Raw genomic sequence first — 18,900 nt, forward strand, 5'->3', positions numbered from 1 at the left:
ATGTGGTACATCTGGGACCTGTCGATACTGCTCAGCGCCTTGTGCCTGGTGATCATGCTGTTGCTGATCGCGCGCCGCGTGCTGCAGGAGCGCCGGGGCCGGGCGACAGCCGACCAGCGGCGCCAGATTCTGACCGCGCTGATCGCCTTCTCCGAAAACCGCGATCGCGAGGCCTTGAAGGCGGCGGTGCTTGGCGTGCCGGCCGGTGTGGCGATCGACGCCGGCTTTGAGTTCATTTCGCTACTGCGCGGCGAGGAGAGGGACGACGTGCTTGTCGCCTTCAACGAATGCGGCCTGCCGGCCCGTGTCGCCAGGCAGCTGCGGAAAGGCAACGTCGCCGAACGCATCCATGCGGCCGAGATGCTGGCGGCGCTGGGTTCGGATGATGCCTCGGCAAGCTTGCTTTCGGCACTTTCCCAGGACCGCGCGCGCGAAGTCAGGATCGCTGCGGCCATCGCACTCTGCGACCTGGGCAGCCTGCCCCTGCTCGGCACCGCGCTCGACTTTATCGGCGCGGCGGGGCAGCGCTCGCGGCGCCTGATCGAGCTATTCAGGCGCTTTCCGCGCTCGCGCTTCAACGAGCTTGCCGTCCACGCATCGCGAGTAGATGCCTCGCCCTTCGTCAGGGCCGCTACGATCGACGCGCTGGCCCGCGCCGGCGGCTTCGGCTTCGCCGATTTCTTCGCGGGCCTGACCGGTGATGCCGCGCCCGAGGTTGTGGCCGCGGCGCTGCGGGCGCTGGGTCTGACGGGTCACGCCGAGGCGCCGGCCATCCTGAAGCGCGCCATGGCCAACGACGATTGGGACGTGCGCGCCGCTGCCGCCGAATCCGCGGGCCGTCTCGGTCTGCCCGAGCTTACCGCGCCGCTGTCCGCGCTGATGGACGACGAGATCTGGACCGTGCGCTATGCCGCCGCCAACGCGCTGCGCTCTTTCGGCCTGTCGGGAGAGCGGCTGCTGCGCGAGATCGCGTCCGCCGAGGTTTCGCGCAGCCAGCGCACCGCTTCGCTTATCCTTGCCGAGGGGCCGGCCCTATGATCGCCGACTGGAGCCAAGAGGTCGTTCTTGCCGCCACCATCCTGTCCTGGTTCATCATCGGGGCCGGGCTGGCGCAGACGACGATCTATCTCTTGCAGCTCGTCGTCGCCGGCTACGCGCTGTCCCAGCGCCCGCCGGTGGCGCGCTCGGCGCTGCTGTGGCAGCGCTACGGCGACGTCGCGCCGCCGATCGCGCTCTTGGTGCCCGCTTATAACGAGGCGCTGAACGTGGTCGAGAGCGTCCATTCGATGCTGGCGCTCGAGTATCCGAATTTCGAGGTGGTCGTGATCAATGACGGCTCGAAAGACGACACGCTGCAGCGCCTCATCGACGCTTTCAAGCTGGTGAAGTTTCACCGTCCCTACGAGGAGGCGCTGGCGCACCAGCCGATCCGCGGCGTCTATTCCTCGCCAATGACTGAACGACTGTTCGTGGTCGACAAGGAAAATGGCGGCAAGGCCGATGCCCAGAACGCCGGCATCAATGTCTGCCGCGCGCCGCTCTTTTGCGTCATCGACGGCGATTCCATCCTCGAGCCCGACGCGCTGATGCGGGCCGCCCAGCCCTTCATCGACGACCCCGAGCGCACCATCGCCGTGGGCGGCACGATCCGCATTGCCAACGGCTCGAGGATCGAGGCGGGCAGGGTGCGCGAGATCCGCCTCCCGAGCCGTCTGCTGCCGTTGTTCCAGGTGGTCGAATATCTCAGGGCCTTCCTGATGGCGCGGCTGGCTTGGAGCAGCATCAACACGCTGATGCTGGTGTCCGGCGCCTTCGGCATGTTCCGCCGCGCCGAAGTCGTGGCCGTGGGGGGCTTCACCAAGGGCTCGATGGGCGAGGACCTCGACCTAGTCATCAAGCTGCACCGCTATATGCGCGACAGGAAGCGCAAATACCGCATCCAGTTCATTCCCGAACCGGTGTGCTGGACTGAGGCGCCGGAAACGCTGAGCGTGCTCGCCCGCCAGCGCTCGCGCTGGCAGCGCGGCGCGCTCGAATGCTTCTTCCGCTACCGCTCGATGCTGTTCAACCCGCGCTACGGCCGCGTCGGCTTCCTCGGCTTCGGCCACATCCTGGTTGTCGACGTGCTGGGACCGGTTGCCGAGGTACTGGGCTATGTTCTGATGCCGGCCTTCTGGCTGCTCGGCATCCTGTCGGCCGAATATCTTCTCGCCTTCACCGCGCTGATCTTCATCTATGGCGTCTGCGTGAGCGTCTCCTCGCTGATCCTCGAAGAGGCCGAGCTTCAGCGTTTCCCCCGGGCCAGGGACCTGGCCGTGCTGACGGCCGCAGCCGTGATCGAGAATTTCGGCTACCGCCAGCTCAACAATTTCTGGCGCGTGAAAGGCTGCTGGCAATTTTTACGCGGCAACCAGGGCTGGGGCGAGATGACCAGGACCGGCCTCGGCGGCGCGAAGAAGTAGGCGCGGCGGGCGGCCTCAGGCCGTGGCCAAGTCACTCCAGCGTCCGCTCAATCTCCGCGATCACCGCATCAAGCGCCGCGTGCACGCTCCCGCCATCCGCCCGCTCGACGAGCAGCATCTCCAGGATGGACGCCTGCTTGCTGATTTCCGCGAAGCCGAACGTCCCGGCAGCGCCTGCCAGCGAATGGGCGACGCGGATTAGCGGCTCGTTGCCGGGGAGGGGAGGCGCCTGATGCGCGGCCTTCAGTTCCGCAAGCTGATCGGCGCATCGGGCGAGGAAACGCTCGCGCAACGGGGCGAATGGATCGTCAGGGATAGGCGGTGCTCCACGGCTGTTGGAGTATTCAAGCAGAAAGCAACCTGGGTTGAAGCGGGTTGCTATGACCGTCCAGCCTTGCAACGACAAGTCATCCCGCTGATCACGCTGGGGGTTATGTCCGCCTTTATCGAACGTTTTGCGCACGATGCCAAGGCCGCGACTGGACGACAAAATATTGACCCATAGCTTTGGCGGTCGACCTGCCATGCCGGGCCGCCATTCTCCACGGCGAAGTAATTGTATCAGCCGAGCGGAGCTCGCTCGATTCCTCTCGATTGGAAGTTGCGATCTGGAACGAGCCGAGCCGGCTGGTGTTCGTCGCGTTCGACATCCTTCATCTCGACGATCGCAATCTAAGCCTGTTACCTTTGCTGCAGCGCAAGCGTGCGCAGCGGCAACTGGATGACCTGGCCTCGGGAAGATCCAATACAGCGAGCATTTCGAGGGCGATCTTTCGCGCCATGGAGAAAACCGGGCTCAATGGCGTGATTTCGAAACGTGTCAATAGCCGCTACCGGAGCGGGCCGTCCAAAACGTGGCTGAAGGCCAAACTATTCGAGAAAGCCAATTTCGGACTGCTAGGTGCGCCATCACGCCCGGGCGGCCAACGACGCTCTAGCGCCGGGAACGCCGGCGCTGGGCCGACTATCCGAAAATTTCCGATCTTTTAACGATCGATGATTGATCATCGTCGTGAATAACCTGGCGTCGACCGCACCGGAGCATGGCTCGCGACTGCACCACACGGCGCTTGTTAAGAATGCAAGTCGAAAGTTTGCCAAGCTTGACGGCTATGCTATTTGTTGACTCGGGGACGTATATTGGCACCGCCTATGGAGGTGGCACTTGCATCCAAAGGCATCGGGCGCCGGCAAGGAGGGGGAGAGGCCTTCGTCTACCGCTCCACGTACTGACGACGCGCTTCTTGGTGACCTCTTGTCGAACACCTCCGATCTCGTGTCGTTCTATGACCGCGACTTCCGCCTGAGGCACTACGCAAGCAAGCTCAAGGACATGTACGGGGGCGCGGTAACGCTGGGTGCCGCCATTTGGGAAATCTACCCAAGCTTCCTGGATGCCAAGTGTCGCAACGATTTTCTTCGGGTGTTTGAGGGCGGCTCGCCGGCAACCATCGAATTGCCGCGATCGTCAGGCGAGGCGTCCCGGTCCGTTTTCGTCTTCGGCACAGCAAACGGTGTCGGCATCATCGAATCGAAGGAGCCCGGCGGGCGTAGCGCGACGGAGGATCAGGAGCATTTAACTCTGCTCCACCAGGCGACGCACGACGTTCTGACCGGCCTGCAGAACCGCCGGCAATTCGGCGACCGGCTCCATCAAGCACTGGCTACCATCGGTGGACAAAAGCCGAAAGCGGCCCTGCTGCAAATCGACCTCGACGATTTCAAATCGGTCAATGACACGCTCGGCCATGGAGCGGGCGACACGCTTCTTCAACTAGCGGCAGGTCGAATACGCGACGTGCTGCGGGACGGCGAATCTGCGTATCGGTATGCAGGCGATGAGTTCGCTGTCATCCAATTGGGAAAAGAGCAACCCGCGGAAGCCGAACGCCTCGCCGGATCGTTGGTCGATGCGTTCAAGGAGCCGTTCGTCATCAACGGCATTCCCGTCTTCGTCGGCTCCAGTATCGGAATTGCTTTCGGGCCGGAGCACGGAACCGACGGCGAGCAACTGATGAAGGCCGCTGACATTGCTCTTTACGCAGCCAAGACGGACGGACGCGGTTGCGCTCGAACGTTCAACCGGTCGATGCTGCTCTTGCTCGAACAGCGCGAGAATCTGAGGCGCAGCCTTCGAACCGCGCTGGAGCGGGGCGAGCTTTATCTGGAGTATCAGCCGCTCATTCGGCCTCCCTCGTCGGTGGTCGGGTTCGAGGCGCTCGTGCGGTGGCGACACCCCGAGGTCGGGATCATTCCGCCCGGCGTGTTCATACCGATCGCCGAAGCCGACGGCCTGATGGACGCGATTGGACGGTGGGTGCTCGAGGAAGCCTGTCGCCAGGCATTGACGTGGCCTCCCTCTCTAACGGTCGCGGTTAACCTGTCGCCGGCTCAGTTCCTTAGCGGTTCGCTCACGGACACAGTCGCTCAGATCATTGACGGGGTTGGAATCCGCGCCGACCGGCTCGAACTGGAGATAACCGAAACGGTTCTTCTTGAGAAGACGATCGACAATATCGACACCTTAAATACACTCAACGTCTTGGGCATACGAATTTCGCTCGACGATTTTGGAACCTACTATTCGTCGCTGAGCTACCTTAAAAACTTCCCTTTCGACACCTTGAAAATAGATCAGTACTTCATCGCCGATCTGGAGACCGATCTGAAAGGCCAGACGATTGTGCGATCGATCATAAATCTGGCGCACGGCCTAGGAATAAGCGTCACCGCCGAGGGAGTAGAGACCTCAGGGCAGGCAAGGTGGCTGATCAAGGAGAATTGCGATTGCCTGCAAGGCAATTTCCTGGGACTGCCGCTCGGAGCCGAGCCAACCAGGGACTTCATCAAGCGGTCACCGCCGAACGTGGCGCGAGCGATGGAGGAATCAAATCGGCCGCGCTAACGCCTTGCACCCTTTGTTAACCGTGAAGTCGGTTTGTGGAAAGGATCGAGGCCGATACCGGGCAATCCTTCGAGTCAGTGCGAGACTGACTCATCAAGGGCGCAGTGAAACTTCGTCCCCTGGGCCATCGCCCACTAGGGCGCAACCTGCATGGAAGAAGGGAGGATGCCGATGGGAGCTGCACATCACGACGTGGCTGGCGAGCCGACTTTTGAGCCGATGATCCAGATCGACATAGAAATGAAGGCTTTTATCTCAGCGTGGAGGCACTGCGACTATGTCTCGACTTACATGGCCCGCATGATCAGCCAAAACAGGTCGGATTCGGTCCGATACTCAAACCTCTTTTCTTCCGCCTTTAACGAATTGCTGGAAGTCGCCTTTCGTACGCGTCATGGCGACGGCGAACTGGAATGCCGAGTGTCTCGCCATGGCGCGACGGATAGGATTGAGCTGACATTTCCTTGCGTGCCGGAGGAGCGCCAGTTCTACGAGGAAGCCGCAGCGCAAGTCATAGGATCCGACGCCAAGGAGAGATACCTTAACTCGGTTTCGGGGGATCTCGCGCCCAGCCGAGAAATCGTGCTTCTGGAACTGGCCATCGACTACAACGCGACGATCAGAGTAGAAGAAGCCGGCAACGATGCGATCAAGCTTGTCGTAGATCTTCCACTTGAGGGCCAATAGAGTTGAGCCCTTACGACCTTCTTCCCCGTTTCAAGGCGCGCTATGACGCGAACAATCAGGAATTTTCCATATCGGGAGTAGTCCGGCCCCAGGCGATTGATGAGCTTGGACCCAGCATAGCCTTGCTTCGTGATGCGATCGGCGGCGTTCGCGGTGTTCTCTACATCAATATCAGGCGCCTGACGCAGATGAACAACGCCGCATTTCACGCCCTTTCGAGGATCATCATTGACGCCTGCCGCGCTCGACCCGATCTCAAATTCGTCGTCGTCACTTCGAGCGTCGTTGGATGGACGTCAAGAAAATTCGGTCGCTTGAGCAGGATCGAACCGAACATAGAGGTCAAGGAGTACGACAGCGAATTCTATCCGGGGCAAGGCTTCCTTGAAGAAGGCGGGTTCGTTCCAATCCTGCGCACGCAGACAAAGATGACTTGGCGCCACGAGCGCACTATCTTGCAGCGACACGGCATGCGGCCCGGAATCGTTATGGCCGACATCTGTTGCGGGATCGGCGATTTCGCCGTGCTTGTGCAGAAGGAGTTCCAGCCATCGCGGCTCGTGGCCCTCGACCACTCCATGTCAAGCCTCGATTATGCTCGACGCGTGATGCGGGAGTTCGATATCCGCGGCATCGAATATACCTATGGCGACGCGTCCGAAATGCTGCTCGATGAAGCGCAGTTTGACTTGGTCACCTGCCGACATTCCCTTCAAATCTTCAATCGGCCAGAACTTATCCTCAAGGAATTATATCGCATATGCAAACCAGGCGGGCGGGTCTACATCACCAACGAGAAGAATTCGCATTGCCTTGGCGAGCCGCGCGCCGAAAGCATTAATTGGACCTACAACGAGGTGGCGAAGTTGTTCGGGCATTTCGAGATGGACGTCGAGCTTGGGCCCAAGAGCCGGCGCTACCTGGTCGAAGCAGGGTTCGAAGATATACGAATCGAGAGCTTCATGGTCACAAATCTGGACGGCGATCCGCAGGACTTCGCGGATGTCATTGCAGCCTGGGCAAATGTCTATGCGGGCGAGATGGCGGCCAGACGCGGTGACGACCCGGAATTCGTTGCGCGATTCCGACAGGGCTTCCAGGACCACATTTTTGCGGCGCTCCACCCCAAGGGTTACGCCGGTTGGCCGATCTGGGTTGCCTCGGGGCGAAGACCGCAATGAAAGCCGACAATGAGCATGCACCGCGCTTTGGCCTGCGTTCCTTTCGAGCGAAATTCGTACTGGTCGTCGGCGGCGCGGTGTTGTTCGACCTCCTGATGAGCGGTGGTCTGGCGCTTTGGAATGTTCAAAAGCTGTCGCGTGATGCGACATCGGAAGTCGGCGAAGGCCTGACTACCGCAAGCCAGGAATACATTCGTTCCTATGCCGAATCGACGGCGCTGAGCGTCAACCTGTTGCTCGATCGGGTTCATGGCGACGTCAACGCGCTCGCCGGCGTGATGCAGGCCCAAATCGACGAGCCGAGAAAGCGGCAACAGGTCGGGGCAACGCTCGCGCAGGCAGCGCCCGGCTCCGTGCAGGTCGTCTACGATGCAAAGGGTGATTGGGCGCAGAATCTGACGGGTTCGCCTTCCGTGGTAAGCGTCTGGGGCTACCTGCTGGGCGCCGACCACATGCCACTGCCGAGCGTACAGCAAGAAATAGAAGACAGTACCGTGATCGACCTCGTCGCGCCGGCTCTGATGGCCAGCGGATCGCCTAAACTTCAAATGTACTATATCGGTCCAAAAGAACGCCCGATCTTCAGGACGGTACCGTATACGGACCAGGCACAGACCTTCGACCGGCTTTATCCCGGTCACAACAAGTCTGAGTTCTGGGAGTTTTTCTTTCCGGGGATCTACGGGTCGTGGCAGCAATGGGCGAGAGACCCAGCGTCACGTCCGGCCCCCGAGGACATCACTCAGACGGCGCCCTACACCGACGCTATCACTGGAAAGCTGATCGTCAGCTTTTTCAACCCCTTATGGACGCGCGACCGCACCGGTATCGCCGGAATAGCGGGTGCAGACATCACTCTCGATCAACTCGCGGAAGTCGTCGAGCGTGTGAAGATCGCTGAAACCGGTTTTGGCTTCCTCACGATGTCAACCGGGAACGTGGCGGCGATCAATCCGTCCGGCGAGAGGATCATCGGTCTGACTAAATCGAATGATGCGGGCAAACAGGGGGTCACCGGCCTCGAGAGAACCCTAAGGGCAAGCACGCAGTCGGCCATCGCGTCGCTGCCACTCGACCGGAACAATGATGGCGTCATTCAGCACATCATGCTCGACAACAATGGCGAACGCGTACCCTACATTGTTGTCCTCAAGAGATTGAAGCCGATCAATTTGTGGAGTTCGGGACCGATCAGGGCCGAAACGATGTCAGTCGGCATCGTCGTTCCCGAACGGGAGATCTACGCATCCCTATTTGCCGCGCAGAAGAGTATTTCTCGCGCAACCAATCGTATCCTGCTCTTTCAGATCGCCGCGATCATCGTATCGCTTCTGATTGTTTTTGCGGCCGTGCTCGGAATCTCCAAGCGGATTACCGCTGGCCTGAGAGCACTTGCCAGTGCCGCCCAGCGGCTCCAGTCCAAAGATTACTCAGTGCGCGTGAGCATACCAACGCGCGACGAGGTTGGGGCGGCCGGGATCGCCTTCAATCGGATGGCTGAGCAGATCAGCTTTCACACGGAAAACCTCGAGCAACTCGTCGATGAACGAACCAGAGAACTCGGCGACGCAAATCAGGAGATATCCGCACTTAACGAGAAGCTGCGGGACGAGAACGTCCGGCTCGGCGCGGAGCTCGCGGTTGCCAGGCAGATCCAGATGATGGTCCTGCCAAAACCATTGGAACTCGAAGCGATTCCTGGGCTGGAGATCGCGGCCTATATGCGCCCGGCCGACGAGGTTGGCGGCGACTATTACGATGTCCTGCAGAACGGGTCACGGGTCAAGATCGGCATTGGCGATGTGACCGGCCATGGTCTCGAAAGCGGTGTGCTGATGCTGATGGTCCAATCCGTCGCGCGCGCGCTGCAGGAGACCGATGAACAGAATCCACATCGGTTTTTGGATCGGCTGAATAGAGCGATCTATAAGAATATCGAGCGGACGAACACCGGCAAGCATCTCTCGTTGGCCTTCCTTGACTTCGAGGATGAGCGCGTAACGCTATCCGGCCAGCATGAGGACGTGCTCGTCGTCCGGGCGGGTGGGGAACTCGAGCGTATCGATACGATTGATCTGGGCCTCCCGGTTGGTCTGGAGAACGATATCTCGCAGTTCATTGCGACGCATGACATCCAGTTCGGGAGCGGCGACGTAATCGTATTGCACACCGACGGTGTAACCGAGGCGGAAGACGAGAACCGCAGACTGTTTGGGTTCGAGCGCCTCTGCAAGAGCGCGCAAAAACGTTACGGCAGGAGCGCAGAGGAAATCAAAAGCGGGATCATTGAGGATCTGATGACCCATATCGGGATCCAGAAGATCCACGACGACATCACCCTCGTGATCATAAGGCACACATAGGAATGACAACGCTGTTCGGTACCCCTGACATTGCAATCGGGATGAAAGAGAGTGTCAGTCGCCTGCGGCTGTTCGACGGACCTCTCGACTTGAGTTGGCGTCATTGCGCCACGACATCGGATTTCATCGCCGAACTTTTCGCGTCGCGCTTTCAGTCGTCCCGCAATGACTACATGGAGGTGCGCCACAGCATCGGATATCTGGTCAACGAGCTCACCGAAAATGCCGTGAAATTTCGCGCACCGGGAGAAATCGTGATTGAGGCTTCGATGGATTCAGATTCGTTCAAGCTCAAAGTGTCGAACGACGTCGACGGTGAAAACGCGGCTCAGTTCCAAAGCCTCCTGGCGGACATCACGGTTGGCGACCCCGCAGACCTGCTGATACAGCGAATTGAATCGAATGCCGCAAACCCCGACGTGGGAGGCTCCGGGCTCGGATTGCTGACGTTGATGAGCGACTACGGCGCACGCCTTGCCTGGATATTCAGCTCTGCCGACGAAAGCGACCGCATTTGCCTGGAGACGTATGCCTCCATTCCGATATCGCAAACTGATAACTAGATGAAACGAAACAGACAATGGAAATCAAGACGGACGACTACCGCGTGTGGATCGAAGGAAGCGATATTTTTTTCGACGGCGTAATGCGGCTTGCTAGTTCCGAGGCCGGCTCACCGATTATGGCCTTAGCCAAAAGTGTTCTCGCCTCAAATCCTTCTTCCATTACACTCAATCTAAAGGACCTGCACTTTCTCAACTCGTCCGGCATCAACCTGCTGGCTAAATTTACGATCGAGGTGCGCAAGCACCCCGACGTTCGACTCGTCGTGCGTGGAACGCCCGATATACCCTGGCAATCGAAATCGCTGCCGAACCTGAAGAAGCTGCATCCCGCTCTGGTGCTTTTGATGAACTGACACCATCCGGTAAAGCCGCTACCGACTCTTAACCTCCACGCCTTTGCCCGGAGTTCGGAGACCACGTCGTCGCAGACAACCTCGTGACAGGATCCGGCGCGTTGGAGGTAGCAGAGCATGCACGGTCGGGAATGTGGCCGGGCGGCCATCTGCCGATCCATCGCGCTTGATCGCGCCGATGCTTGAACGATTCATCGCAACGGACCGCGGCTTTGCGAAGGCAAAGAAGGAGGAGGCTTAAACCGAGCTTCGCTATGCCCGACCTGTCGAATGCGATGGGATCGAGAGTGCGCCTCGGGAGGCCATCCAAGGTTAATTGATCTGACGAGAGAACTGCTTGAGGATCTCGACGGGCAGCAAGGATTGAGCCCTGCAATGTCAATGCCGGTGCGTTCTCTGATTTCATTGAGAAATCGGCCCCAAATGAACGTGAACAGAGCAAAAACATTCGAACATATCTGTGCCGTGTCTGTGCCAAGCGGGCTCAAGGGTGACGTAACGGAAACGAAGGGCGACTATTTCCGTCTACCATGGAAATATGCTACGGCTTTCGACACAGGCGCCAGCCCGACCAGGTCGTATGTCAGGCTGAATTTCAGTTCTCGACGCCTAACCGGAAGTTCGATCTCCCGTCACTTGCGATGTGATGCACCGCCTCGATCCAGCCCGAGCTGAACGGACGTCATGCACGGCGCGCCCGGACGCTCAGCCACCAATCGTCGGGCCTACCCATACATCGACGTATCTCGCTGACCATCCAGCCAGCGTCTGTCAGTTCGGACCGCAGGGCGGACTCGCGCCAGTATGTCTCGACGTAGCGCCGTGGCGCTGCAGCGGTGCCGCCTATCGAGACATCCTCGCCATCGCCGTCTCTGACCGAGACATGCAGTCGGCCGCCGGTCCTGGTCGCTTCGGCAAGTCTTCCCAGCACTATGCCGAAATCCTCGCGCGCGACGTGGATCATGCAGGCGCAGGCCCAGACTCCGTCGTACGGCATGCCGGCACGGCGCGGGTCGGCCACGTCGTCGGTCAGCGGGTCCAACAGGTCGGCCTCAAAACCGCTCTGGCGAAGAAGTTCGACGAAACCCTTCGCCACGTCGGTGCGTCGGACGCTAATCCCCCGCTTCTCAAGCTCAACTGCATCTCGCCCGCCACCGCTTCCGATCTCCAGCACTCTTCCCGAGCCGCCCAGTCCGGTCACAAACGCATCGATCTCTGTCGCGACCCATTCGGGCATCGCCGCGGCCTCGGCCGCGTACTGCGCCGCGTCTTCATCATAGGATAGCACGGTATCCCGGTCGGTGCTCATCCTAACGTTCCTCCTCAACAAGAGAGATGTCGATGGCCTCTCGTCCATCAGCCCTTCAGGCTTTCGGCCATTAGTGTCATACGGGCGATTTTTCTCTCGGCCATAGCAGAAATTCAATCTGAGATACGACCCCCGACCAAGATGGCGAAAGGAGATTTTCTGTACGGTTTATGTGAGGTTGGTCCCGATCTTCCCTTTAAGCGCGGTCTGTCCGCCAAAGAGAACATCAGGGCAACATGTCTGAGCGGACTGGCGTACACAATGGCCTCGGAAGCGGTGGCAAGCGAACGGATCGAGGACCAGCGCGCAAGCGGTTTTGTCGAGTGCTGGGATGCGACCGCCGCTGCGTCCATGTCAATTAAACAGGCTATAAAGACCGACAGGGGCAATCGCCAGAAAGGATCGCTGGCTGGCAACAGCTTGCTCGCCCACCGCCGGGGGCGCAAGCCCTCGGCTATTTCACCACCTCTGCGGGGCGCACCTTGAAGGATTTGGATCATCCCATCCCAACCTACATCGTCGCGATCGGCGCTGGATGATGGCCGCACTGGCCGCGGCTGCTTTACTATTATCAGTTCGCTAAGTCGCGGCTTGGAAGGCTGTACCGTTGTAGGACGGGAACGCTGGCATCGGCCTTGCACAGCAGAGATTGCCGGTTTGATCCCCGGCAGCTCGTCGGGCTTGAGGCTGTAGTTGGGGGCCTCGCCCGGCGAGTTTTAGCGAAACAGGTGGAAAGGCATAGAAACTTGTATAAATTCATGAATGCTAATTTAGCTTCCTGTTTGCCGACTCACCGCACCGAGTCGGCTAGGCCCGGCGGTTCAACCCAACGCAAACCCCAACGCGGAACTGTCGGGCCGCTCTATTCGGAAGGCGTCCAGCTCTTGCTGCTCCGGCGTTAGAGCGTGATTAGTGAACTGGACGTTCCGGTCCTCCCGGCTGGCGGCTCGGCATCGTGGCAGTAGATCTCTTTGATCAAGCCCCAGTGCATGCAGGAGTGATCCGGGCCAAGCCGTTTGACCAGTTCGGCGACGTCGAGCAGCGCAGTCCGCCTGCATGTGAGGCAATAGACCGACAGGCCGGTGCCGGCCGCCAACTTCTTGCCAAGCGTATCTTCAACGAACGGGTATTTGTTCGACGTTGGCGATCCTCGTGACCGGGGTCGCCGCACCATCGGAATATATTCCTCTGCGCCGACTGATCGGCAAGAGTGCAGGCACAAAAACCCGCTGTGGAAAAACCACAGCGGGTTTCAGTGACAGCCTCTAGCGGACCGCCGAGCCGTTGACGATCGAGAGGACGACCACGGCCGTAACCGCGGACAGCCGGTCGCGCTTATAGCCAACACGCCGTGGGAAGCAGCGACGATCGGAACCAAGAAAGAGGTTCAGGCGCGCAGAGATGAACGGCTATGGGTGCGCGTCACCGAGGAAAGCAACCGCGCGGTATATAGCTACAAATAGACCCGTGGATAGTAGCCGCCTGTTCACCATGTCGAGGCATCCTAATTGAAGCTGGGCCCAACGCATCTAATTTCTCCGTGCGTCGTTTGAGACGCGTCCCCGCCCAAAACTGGCGGCCGATGTTTTGATGTGCGGACCCGAATCCACATATGCGTCGGTCGCAGTCGTTTTCGAAGCGATCAGTGCGATGACGTCTAAGCCAGCTACAGGAATGGTTGTTGTGCCACCGCGGATGTGCGCGGTCACGCCCAAGCTTGTTGAAGATCTGACCGAGGATCTTCGGCAGCTCTGCCCGCCTACCCGTTCCAAGTCGTGCCCGACTACGTAGGCCGGCAGAGCACGAATTCTTCGTGGTGCCGGATGGCGAGGTGCCGGATGAAGCGCTCGAAGCGCTTCAGGCTGTTCTGGCTCGATACAGCGATAACAGCGCGGTGCGTTAGGCCTCTGGTGCCGTTTGCCTCACGACGCCCTGAGGGCTTGCATGCTCGCCGATTGAGGGCCACCTGTACCTGATCACAGCGCGCAAAATTGTCACAGGAATGGATGAATCCGCATGGTCCATGCCGCATTTAACAGATGTCAATGCCAATTGTTCCTGGCTAGAAGAACCGATGCGGCGAACGGTTAACGAGGGGCTCAGGGCGATGAAGATGCGACACAACGGTTCTGCCACCCCGGAACAGCTTGCGATACTTGCAGCCGCGCTCAAAGAGCTTGGAGCCGATCTGCCGCTGGCCAGTCCCGAACGGGAGATGCTGGCGGCGCAGATCATGACGCTGTTTGAGAACGGCATCGAGTCGCTGGACGAGATCAAGACGGCACTCTCAAAACGATAAAAAGGCCGCCGACCGAAGCCGACGGGCAGTGATTGGAGTAGCCTAGTGTGCGCAAACTGGCAACGAGCGCGGCAGGCTACTTCGGGAACAGCGGAAAGCCACGGTTTGTTCCTCCGATAGCTATATCCGGCCCGGCCACTGGGGAGTGCTGGCGAGCATAGTGCCTTCGTCGCCAGTTTATGGATGCCCACCATTGCCTGCGATGATGGTGGGCATCCATCGCCAAAGGTGCCGGATTGCCGATTCCTCAACAGCTTAACGACGGATACATCACTTTTGAGTGCCCACGGTGCGAACGCCCGATCGCTCGAAAAGGCACATCGTTAAGACCATATCCTCATTCAAATGTCCGTTGTGCAACGCGCGCTGCGGCTTGGATACCCGAGAAGCTGCACCTCTTCGAGAAGCACAAGCATCTGATAGCGAGCACAGCAAACCGATGATGCAAAAAGCCCGCCGGCCGGAGCCAGCGGGCGAAGGTGGTTGGTCTCGGACCCGCCAGGACCGAGAACGTGATCACATGCCACATGACACGAGGCGACGCTCTAACATATGTTGCGGCACGGGCTGCCTACGGCGCACTTCGTCGATCTCTCGCTTCATGTCCTGGATATCGACGGTGCCACGGATGGCCGAGTTTGGTTGACTCGGGCTCCGGGCAAAGCGTACGTCGCGGTTCGCTCCCCGCGTCCAGGGCGCGCTTTTCACCAACAAAGGTACCCAAAAATGGACGGCAAATATACCAATGCTCGTGAACACTTCTTCGGTGCAATCCGCGAGCTAGCAGCCTCCGCAGACAGCATTCAGGCGAGGCTGATTGAAGCGAGCGCAAACATCCTGAATGTTACGATTGACGAATTCAACGGCGACCCCGAACTCAAGATCAAATTTGCAAAGTTGCTGGACATTTTGGCGACCGATCAGGATGATTTGGAGAAGGTCGCCGTAGTGAACGCGGCGCACATGACCGACTTCGAAGCGGCGAAAGTCGCCGATTTGATTTGCGATTTCTATTACGAGATCACCTAGGTTCGGTGCTTGCGTAGCCGCCCCGCAGCACGCGCCAGATATCAGACCAATAGCCGTGATCAGCGAGGCCAGAGCCGCAGCCGCCATTCCAGTTACCCCCGAGGGGCACCCAGCCCCATGAGTTTCCATCAATCATTTGGTTTGCTGACAGCGGGTGCAACTAACGCGTCCAGCCGATAAATGCGGCTAGGGTAGGGAAATCTTGTTTGGCCCGATTCTTCCGGGCGCCTAGCCGCACCAGCCTCAACAGCGCGGATGGCAGCTTTGGCTTCCCTGGGCGTCAGCCTGCAAAAAGCCCGCCGAAGCGGGCTGTCTTTCTAGGCCGTGCTGTTATCTGCCGGCAGGGCCGGCGGAGTAAAAGCGTTGATCGCCGTCATAGCCTCAGGCCCTGAGATATGCCCTTGAGCCACCTTGCCGTTGAGGTACTGCGGCATGTCAAACGTCGTCTCGTCCTTGGCGCCTTCTGCTATCGATGAAACCGGGGAAACCATCAAAAGTTATATCCATGCAGGGGCGCTGCGTTAGCCTCTGCTTCAGCCGACTCGCCCCCCTACTGAGTCGGCTAGGCCCGCCGGTTCAACCCAACGCGCCCCAACGCGGAGCTGACGGGCCGCTACCGCGCCAAGCCCTTACGCTGTTCAACGCATGTGAACTAGAGGTTCCGGTCCTCCCGGCCGGCGGCTCGCCACTCACTGCAATAGAGGATCAAACCTGAGTGCATGCAGGGTTTTCAAGAAACGGGAATTCTTTGCCAATGGCGATCTCCAAAGAGGTCGCCCCATCCGAGGTGCGAATAAGAGCCCCCGGCGCGCTTGCCTTACGCGATCACACCATGTCGACCGCAGATGTTTTAGCTAAGCTGCATATGCGGCGGACCACGGTTCGCCAGGCCGGCGCACGCTCAGGCAATCTCCCCAGAGGCGCCGGCCACCCTTAGCCCGTCGCTAGGTGTGGGGGCACACCAGCGACGGGCTATCGGCGAACATTAGCAGTCGCTTGACGAGGCCGGTTGCAGCGCCAGACTCATCCCTGTGACGAAGGACAGCATCAAGTCGGCGACATGGTTGCGATCACAGCAACGATCCGCAAGCGCGTCACAGAGGACCGGGTTAGCGTGCTGATCCCTTCCAGCCGCATTCGATCGTAGACACATCGCCGAACATCAGCAGCGGCAGAAGATCGAGCTTACCGGCGAAGTCCTGCGCGTCGATGATGACACTGTGACAGTCGGCGGCAAGGATCTCGGCATCACGGTCAAGCGCAGTGCCGTGCGGCTCGTCACCAGTCACGTGGCGCCGAAGCGCAAGAAATAGGAACAGAAAGCCCGCCGCTAATCGACCAAAGCGGCGGGCTACTTGGAGGGACTTAAGGGCGAGCGGCCCGGGAGGGACGAATGAGCCGCTCAACCGTGCAAACTCGCCGATTTCAAAACGGTTCCGGACTTGCAGGGAACATTTTAGCTAAAGTGAATGTTTGTTCATCATGGAGACGATGGACATCACCGAGTGCCGCGCTGCGCTGCGCCTGATCCGGGCGACGATCGAGGAGCATTGCCCACCCGGCGTGCTGATGAGCGAAGAGCAGGTGAACGGGCGCTATGGGCCATCGCTGCTCGACGAAGCTGAGGCATTGTCGGTAGCGATTGTCGCTACGGTCGAGCGGCTCTCATTTGACGGCGTGCCGAAGCCGCCGGCGCCGAGCATCAAGACCTGAAACGCAGAAAGCCCGGCGCCGACCGGCGTAGGCTTTGCAGTTGCGCGAATGCTGGCGAGATAGAGCGACTTGCTTTGGTTACAGTGCGGACAACTCCACCGCCAAGGGCTGACGCTGTGGTGGCCGCGTGACCGTGTTCTCCGGCCTTGCGCGTACCAAATCGTAACGTTACGATGGAATTTGTAACGTTACGATTGGCAAATGCATTGTCAAGCTGGATTCGTACGTACACGAATGATATTCGCGGGGGGCCGGAGTTACGGGCAGCGGCGCCGGACGGTCGCCAAGCCGGCATTGGCTTCCCATTCAGCCGATATTTGGCCATCCTGCCGCCTGAACGCATTGCACCGGACCAGACCATGGCGCCGAACCTGAGACAGATCGCCAACAGCCCTCGGTCTGTCCGTGACCACCGTGTCGCGTGCTCTGAAGGAGGGGCCGGAAGTCCACCCCCGGACCCGGGCTCGGGTGCAGAAAGCGGCGGCGAAAGCGGGTTATACGCCGAACATCCACGGCCTGGCGCTCAGGACCGGACGTACCCGCACGATCGCGGCAATCCTGCCGCTGGAAACCCGAGCCTATGTGGCCGACCTCGCGAAGGTCCCGCTCATCGAGGGGATGACGCTGGCGGCCTCCGAGAACGGCTATGCGCTCTCGATCTTTTCCACCGGGCCGGAGGAGGACCAGCTCTGGTCGCTGCAGCGCCTGGTGCAATCAGGGATCAGCGATGGGATCATTATTACCCGCTGGCAGCGAATGATCCGCGGATCGCCTTCCTTAAAGAACGAAGCATCCCTTCGTCGCATTCGGTCGCTCGGCGACAAAGCCGGATTACGCTTATGTCGACGTCGACAATGAAGGGATGGTTCGGGATGCCGCGACCAAGCTGATCGCTCAAAAACATCGTCGGATAGCGCTCCACCTGCTGACGCGCGATGACGAGAGCTGCGAGCAGAGGCTGCGCGGCTATCGGCAAGCCCTTGCCGAAGCCAGGCTTCCGTTCGATCCATCGCTGGTCGGGCATGAGGAGTTCACGATGGCGGCGAGCGAGAGGTTCTTCGAATCGGTGCTCGACCTGCCGAAACCGGCGACCGCCTTGATGTGTTCAAGCGAGCTCGGACTGCTGGGCGCGTACGGCGGACCTGATGTGTAAGCCTTGGCAGCTTTAGGCGTGTCGGACCTTCCTAGCTCAGGCACCCCAAAAACCGACTGTCCGCAACCGGCCCAATTCGGTCATCTCGGACATTCATTTGGGAGGCCGCTCCCTGGAGGCTACCGGACGACATTTGGTGAAGCTCGGAATGCGGCGATAACGCGGTAAGCACTCGGTTTGGCGGTGGTCCGCCGAAAACAATCGCTTTACTACGTCATCCGGGCCCACGGCATCATAATATCAACGGGTTATACCAAGATCTTCAGATTTTGGTGTACCATTCCAGGTGGTTAGCTCGGCAGGCCTGATCAATTGTCGTTCCGGTTGTCCAGTTTCCTCTTTCTGTATCGCATCAGCAACACTTAACGCAGAGCTTCTGGGTCGCAAAGTGCTTTGACCAATAGGTGCGGTGGGGTGCGGCGAAGGCGTACGAATAGGCAGGTCCGTGAGGCGTCGGGTTGATAGGGGAAGAGATTTCGATGACACCAGCAGGCCTTCGCATGGTCGAAGGTCCGGGCTGGCTCACGCCGCTTCCCAAACCTGGTTCAGAATTCGCGCGCGAGTGCTGCCTTGTCTTGGGGTAGAAAGCGCCCGTAGTGATGGGCGACCATGTCGGGCGTGTCTTGGATGGCATGGCTGGCCTGCTCGTAGGAGCCAGTCTGCTTCAGAATATGGGTCGCCAGGACGTCACGCACATTGTGCGGTCCGTGGGGTAGAAGACCGGCAATGGCGCCTCGCTTCGTGTAGGGATGGTAGATCCCATACCGCTGGATCGTCAGCCGCCAAGCCTCGTAGAAGGTGTTTGTCGTAAGCGCATGAGTTGTCCGGGTTAGGTAGCACATGAGTTGTCCGGTTTTATCGCCAGCGAATGGAGGCTGGG

At 59.6% G+C, this 18,900-nt stretch carries 17 protein-coding genes and 3 pseudogenes; 15 read left to right on the forward strand and 5 right to left on the reverse strand.

All coding sequences use genetic code 11. From position 1 onward, the window contains the following. On the forward strand, positions 1-1,038 hold the full coding sequence (locus LB528_RS22495; protein ID WP_224516854.1) for a HEAT repeat domain-containing protein: 1,038 nt from the start codon (positions 1-3) through the stop codon (positions 1,036-1,038). Beyond that, complete coding sequence (locus LB528_RS22500) at positions 1,035-2,462, forward strand: glycosyltransferase family 2 protein (RefSeq protein WP_224716337.1); 1,428 nt, start codon at positions 1,035-1,037, stop codon at positions 2,460-2,462. Before LB528_RS22495 ends, LB528_RS22500 begins: the two co-directional genes overlap by 4 nt. Positions 2,463-2,493: 31 nt before the next feature. Here LB528_RS22500 and LB528_RS22505 read toward each other — a convergent pair whose 3' ends face one another. After that, on the reverse strand, positions 2,494-2,988 hold the full coding sequence (locus LB528_RS22505; RefSeq protein ID WP_224716338.1) for an Hpt domain-containing protein: 495 nt from the start codon (positions 2,986-2,988) through the stop codon (positions 2,494-2,496). Between LB528_RS22505 and LB528_RS22510 the strand changes: the two genes are divergently transcribed. The 8 genes and pseudogenes from LB528_RS22510 to LB528_RS22545 all read left to right on the forward strand — a co-directional run. Next, positions 2,970-3,452 carry a hypothetical protein gene (locus LB528_RS22510; protein WP_224716339.1) on the forward strand — a complete coding sequence of 161 codons (483 nt, stop codon included), beginning with the start codon at positions 2,970-2,972 and terminating at the stop codon, positions 3,450-3,452. The genes LB528_RS22505 and LB528_RS22510 overlap by 19 nt on opposite strands. Before the next feature lie 265 nt (positions 3,453-3,717). Continuing rightward, positions 3,718-5,367, forward strand: a complete 1,650-nt coding sequence (locus tag LB528_RS22515; RefSeq protein ID WP_224716340.1) for a putative bifunctional diguanylate cyclase/phosphodiesterase — start codon at positions 3,718-3,720, stop codon at positions 5,365-5,367. 171 nt (positions 5,368-5,538) lie between these two features. Next, positions 5,539-6,054, forward strand: a complete 516-nt coding sequence (locus tag LB528_RS22520; RefSeq protein ID WP_224516861.1) for a ubiquinone biosynthesis methyltransferase UbiE — start codon at positions 5,539-5,541, stop codon at positions 6,052-6,054. Positions 6,055-6,056: 2 nt separating this feature from the next. After that, complete coding sequence (locus tag LB528_RS22525; protein ID WP_224516864.1) at positions 6,057-7,235, forward strand: class I SAM-dependent methyltransferase; 1,179 nt, start codon at positions 6,057-6,059, stop codon at positions 7,233-7,235. Beyond that, complete coding sequence (locus LB528_RS22530) at positions 7,232-9,598, forward strand: SpoIIE family protein phosphatase (protein WP_224516866.1); 2,367 nt, start codon at positions 7,232-7,234, stop codon at positions 9,596-9,598. Before LB528_RS22525 ends, LB528_RS22530 begins: the two co-directional genes overlap by 4 nt. A 2-nt stretch (positions 9,599-9,600) precedes the next feature. Next, the gene (locus LB528_RS22535; RefSeq protein ID WP_224516868.1) at positions 9,601-10,161 is read left to right on the forward strand and encodes a slr1658 superfamily regulator; all 561 of its coding nucleotides are present in this window, start codon (positions 9,601-9,603) and stop codon (positions 10,159-10,161) included. A 17-nt stretch (positions 10,162-10,178) separates the two neighbouring features. Then, the gene (locus LB528_RS22540; protein WP_224516870.1) at positions 10,179-10,517 is read left to right on the forward strand and encodes a slr1659 superfamily regulator; all 339 of its coding nucleotides are present in this window, start codon (positions 10,179-10,181) and stop codon (positions 10,515-10,517) included. Positions 10,518-10,656: 139 nt separating this feature from the next. Then, positions 10,657-10,758, forward strand: a pseudogene (locus tag LB528_RS22545) (DUF2274 domain-containing protein); the annotation flags it as partial. Between the two features lie 441 nt (positions 10,759-11,199). Here the strand turns inward: LB528_RS22545 and LB528_RS22550 are convergent. Then, entirely contained in the window at positions 11,200-11,826 is a 627-nt protein-coding gene (locus tag LB528_RS22550) for a class I SAM-dependent methyltransferase (protein WP_318012339.1), read from the reverse strand. A gap of 2,002 nt (positions 11,827-13,828) precedes the next feature. Between LB528_RS22550 and LB528_RS22555 the strand changes: the two genes are divergently transcribed. Further along, a complete protein-coding gene (locus LB528_RS22555) occupies positions 13,829-14,125 on the forward strand; it encodes a hypothetical protein (RefSeq protein ID WP_224516872.1) in 297 nt (98 codons plus the stop codon). 726 nt (positions 14,126-14,851) lie between these two features. Next, positions 14,852-15,154: a hypothetical protein gene (locus LB528_RS22560; protein WP_224516875.1), complete on the forward strand. Its 303-nt coding sequence runs from the start codon at positions 14,852-14,854 to the stop codon at positions 15,152-15,154. Between the two features lie 317 nt (positions 15,155-15,471). Here LB528_RS22560 and LB528_RS22565 read toward each other — a convergent pair whose 3' ends face one another. Together LB528_RS22565 and LB528_RS22570 are read right to left on the reverse strand one after the other, a co-directional pair. Further along, positions 15,472-15,645, reverse strand: coding sequence for a hypothetical protein (locus LB528_RS22565; protein WP_224516877.1), 174 nt, complete (start codon positions 15,643-15,645; stop codon positions 15,472-15,474). A gap of 618 nt (positions 15,646-16,263) precedes the next feature. Further along, positions 16,264-16,560 (reverse strand): hypothetical protein, encoded by a 297-nt coding sequence (locus LB528_RS22570; RefSeq protein ID WP_224716342.1) that lies wholly within the window; start codon positions 16,558-16,560, stop codon positions 16,264-16,266. An 85-nt stretch (positions 16,561-16,645) separates the two neighbouring features. Here LB528_RS22570 and LB528_RS22575 point away from each other — a divergent pair, with 85 nt between their 5' ends. The 3 genes and pseudogenes from LB528_RS22575 to LB528_RS22585 all read left to right on the forward strand — a co-directional run. Next, positions 16,646-16,867, forward strand: a complete 222-nt coding sequence (locus tag LB528_RS22575; RefSeq protein WP_224716343.1) for a hypothetical protein — start codon at positions 16,646-16,648, stop codon at positions 16,865-16,867. A 405-nt stretch (positions 16,868-17,272) separates the two neighbouring features. Further along, positions 17,273-17,725, forward strand: coding sequence for a LacI family DNA-binding transcriptional regulator (locus LB528_RS22580; protein WP_224716344.1), 453 nt, complete (start codon positions 17,273-17,275; stop codon positions 17,723-17,725). Beyond that, a pseudogene (locus LB528_RS22585) lies at positions 17,718-18,020 on the forward strand (substrate-binding domain-containing protein); the annotation flags it as partial. The gene LB528_RS22580 and the pseudogene LB528_RS22585, both read left to right, overlap by 8 nt. Before the next feature lie 522 nt (positions 18,021-18,542). Here LB528_RS22585 and LB528_RS22590 read toward each other — a convergent pair. After that, positions 18,543-18,826: pseudogene (locus LB528_RS22590) on the reverse strand (hypothetical protein); the annotation flags it as partial. Between the last annotated feature and the right edge of the window lie 74 nt (positions 18,827-18,900).

The organism is Mesorhizobium sp. CA4 (assembly GCF_020165075.1).
GTDB lineage: Bacteria > Pseudomonadota > Alphaproteobacteria > Rhizobiales > Rhizobiaceae > Mesorhizobium.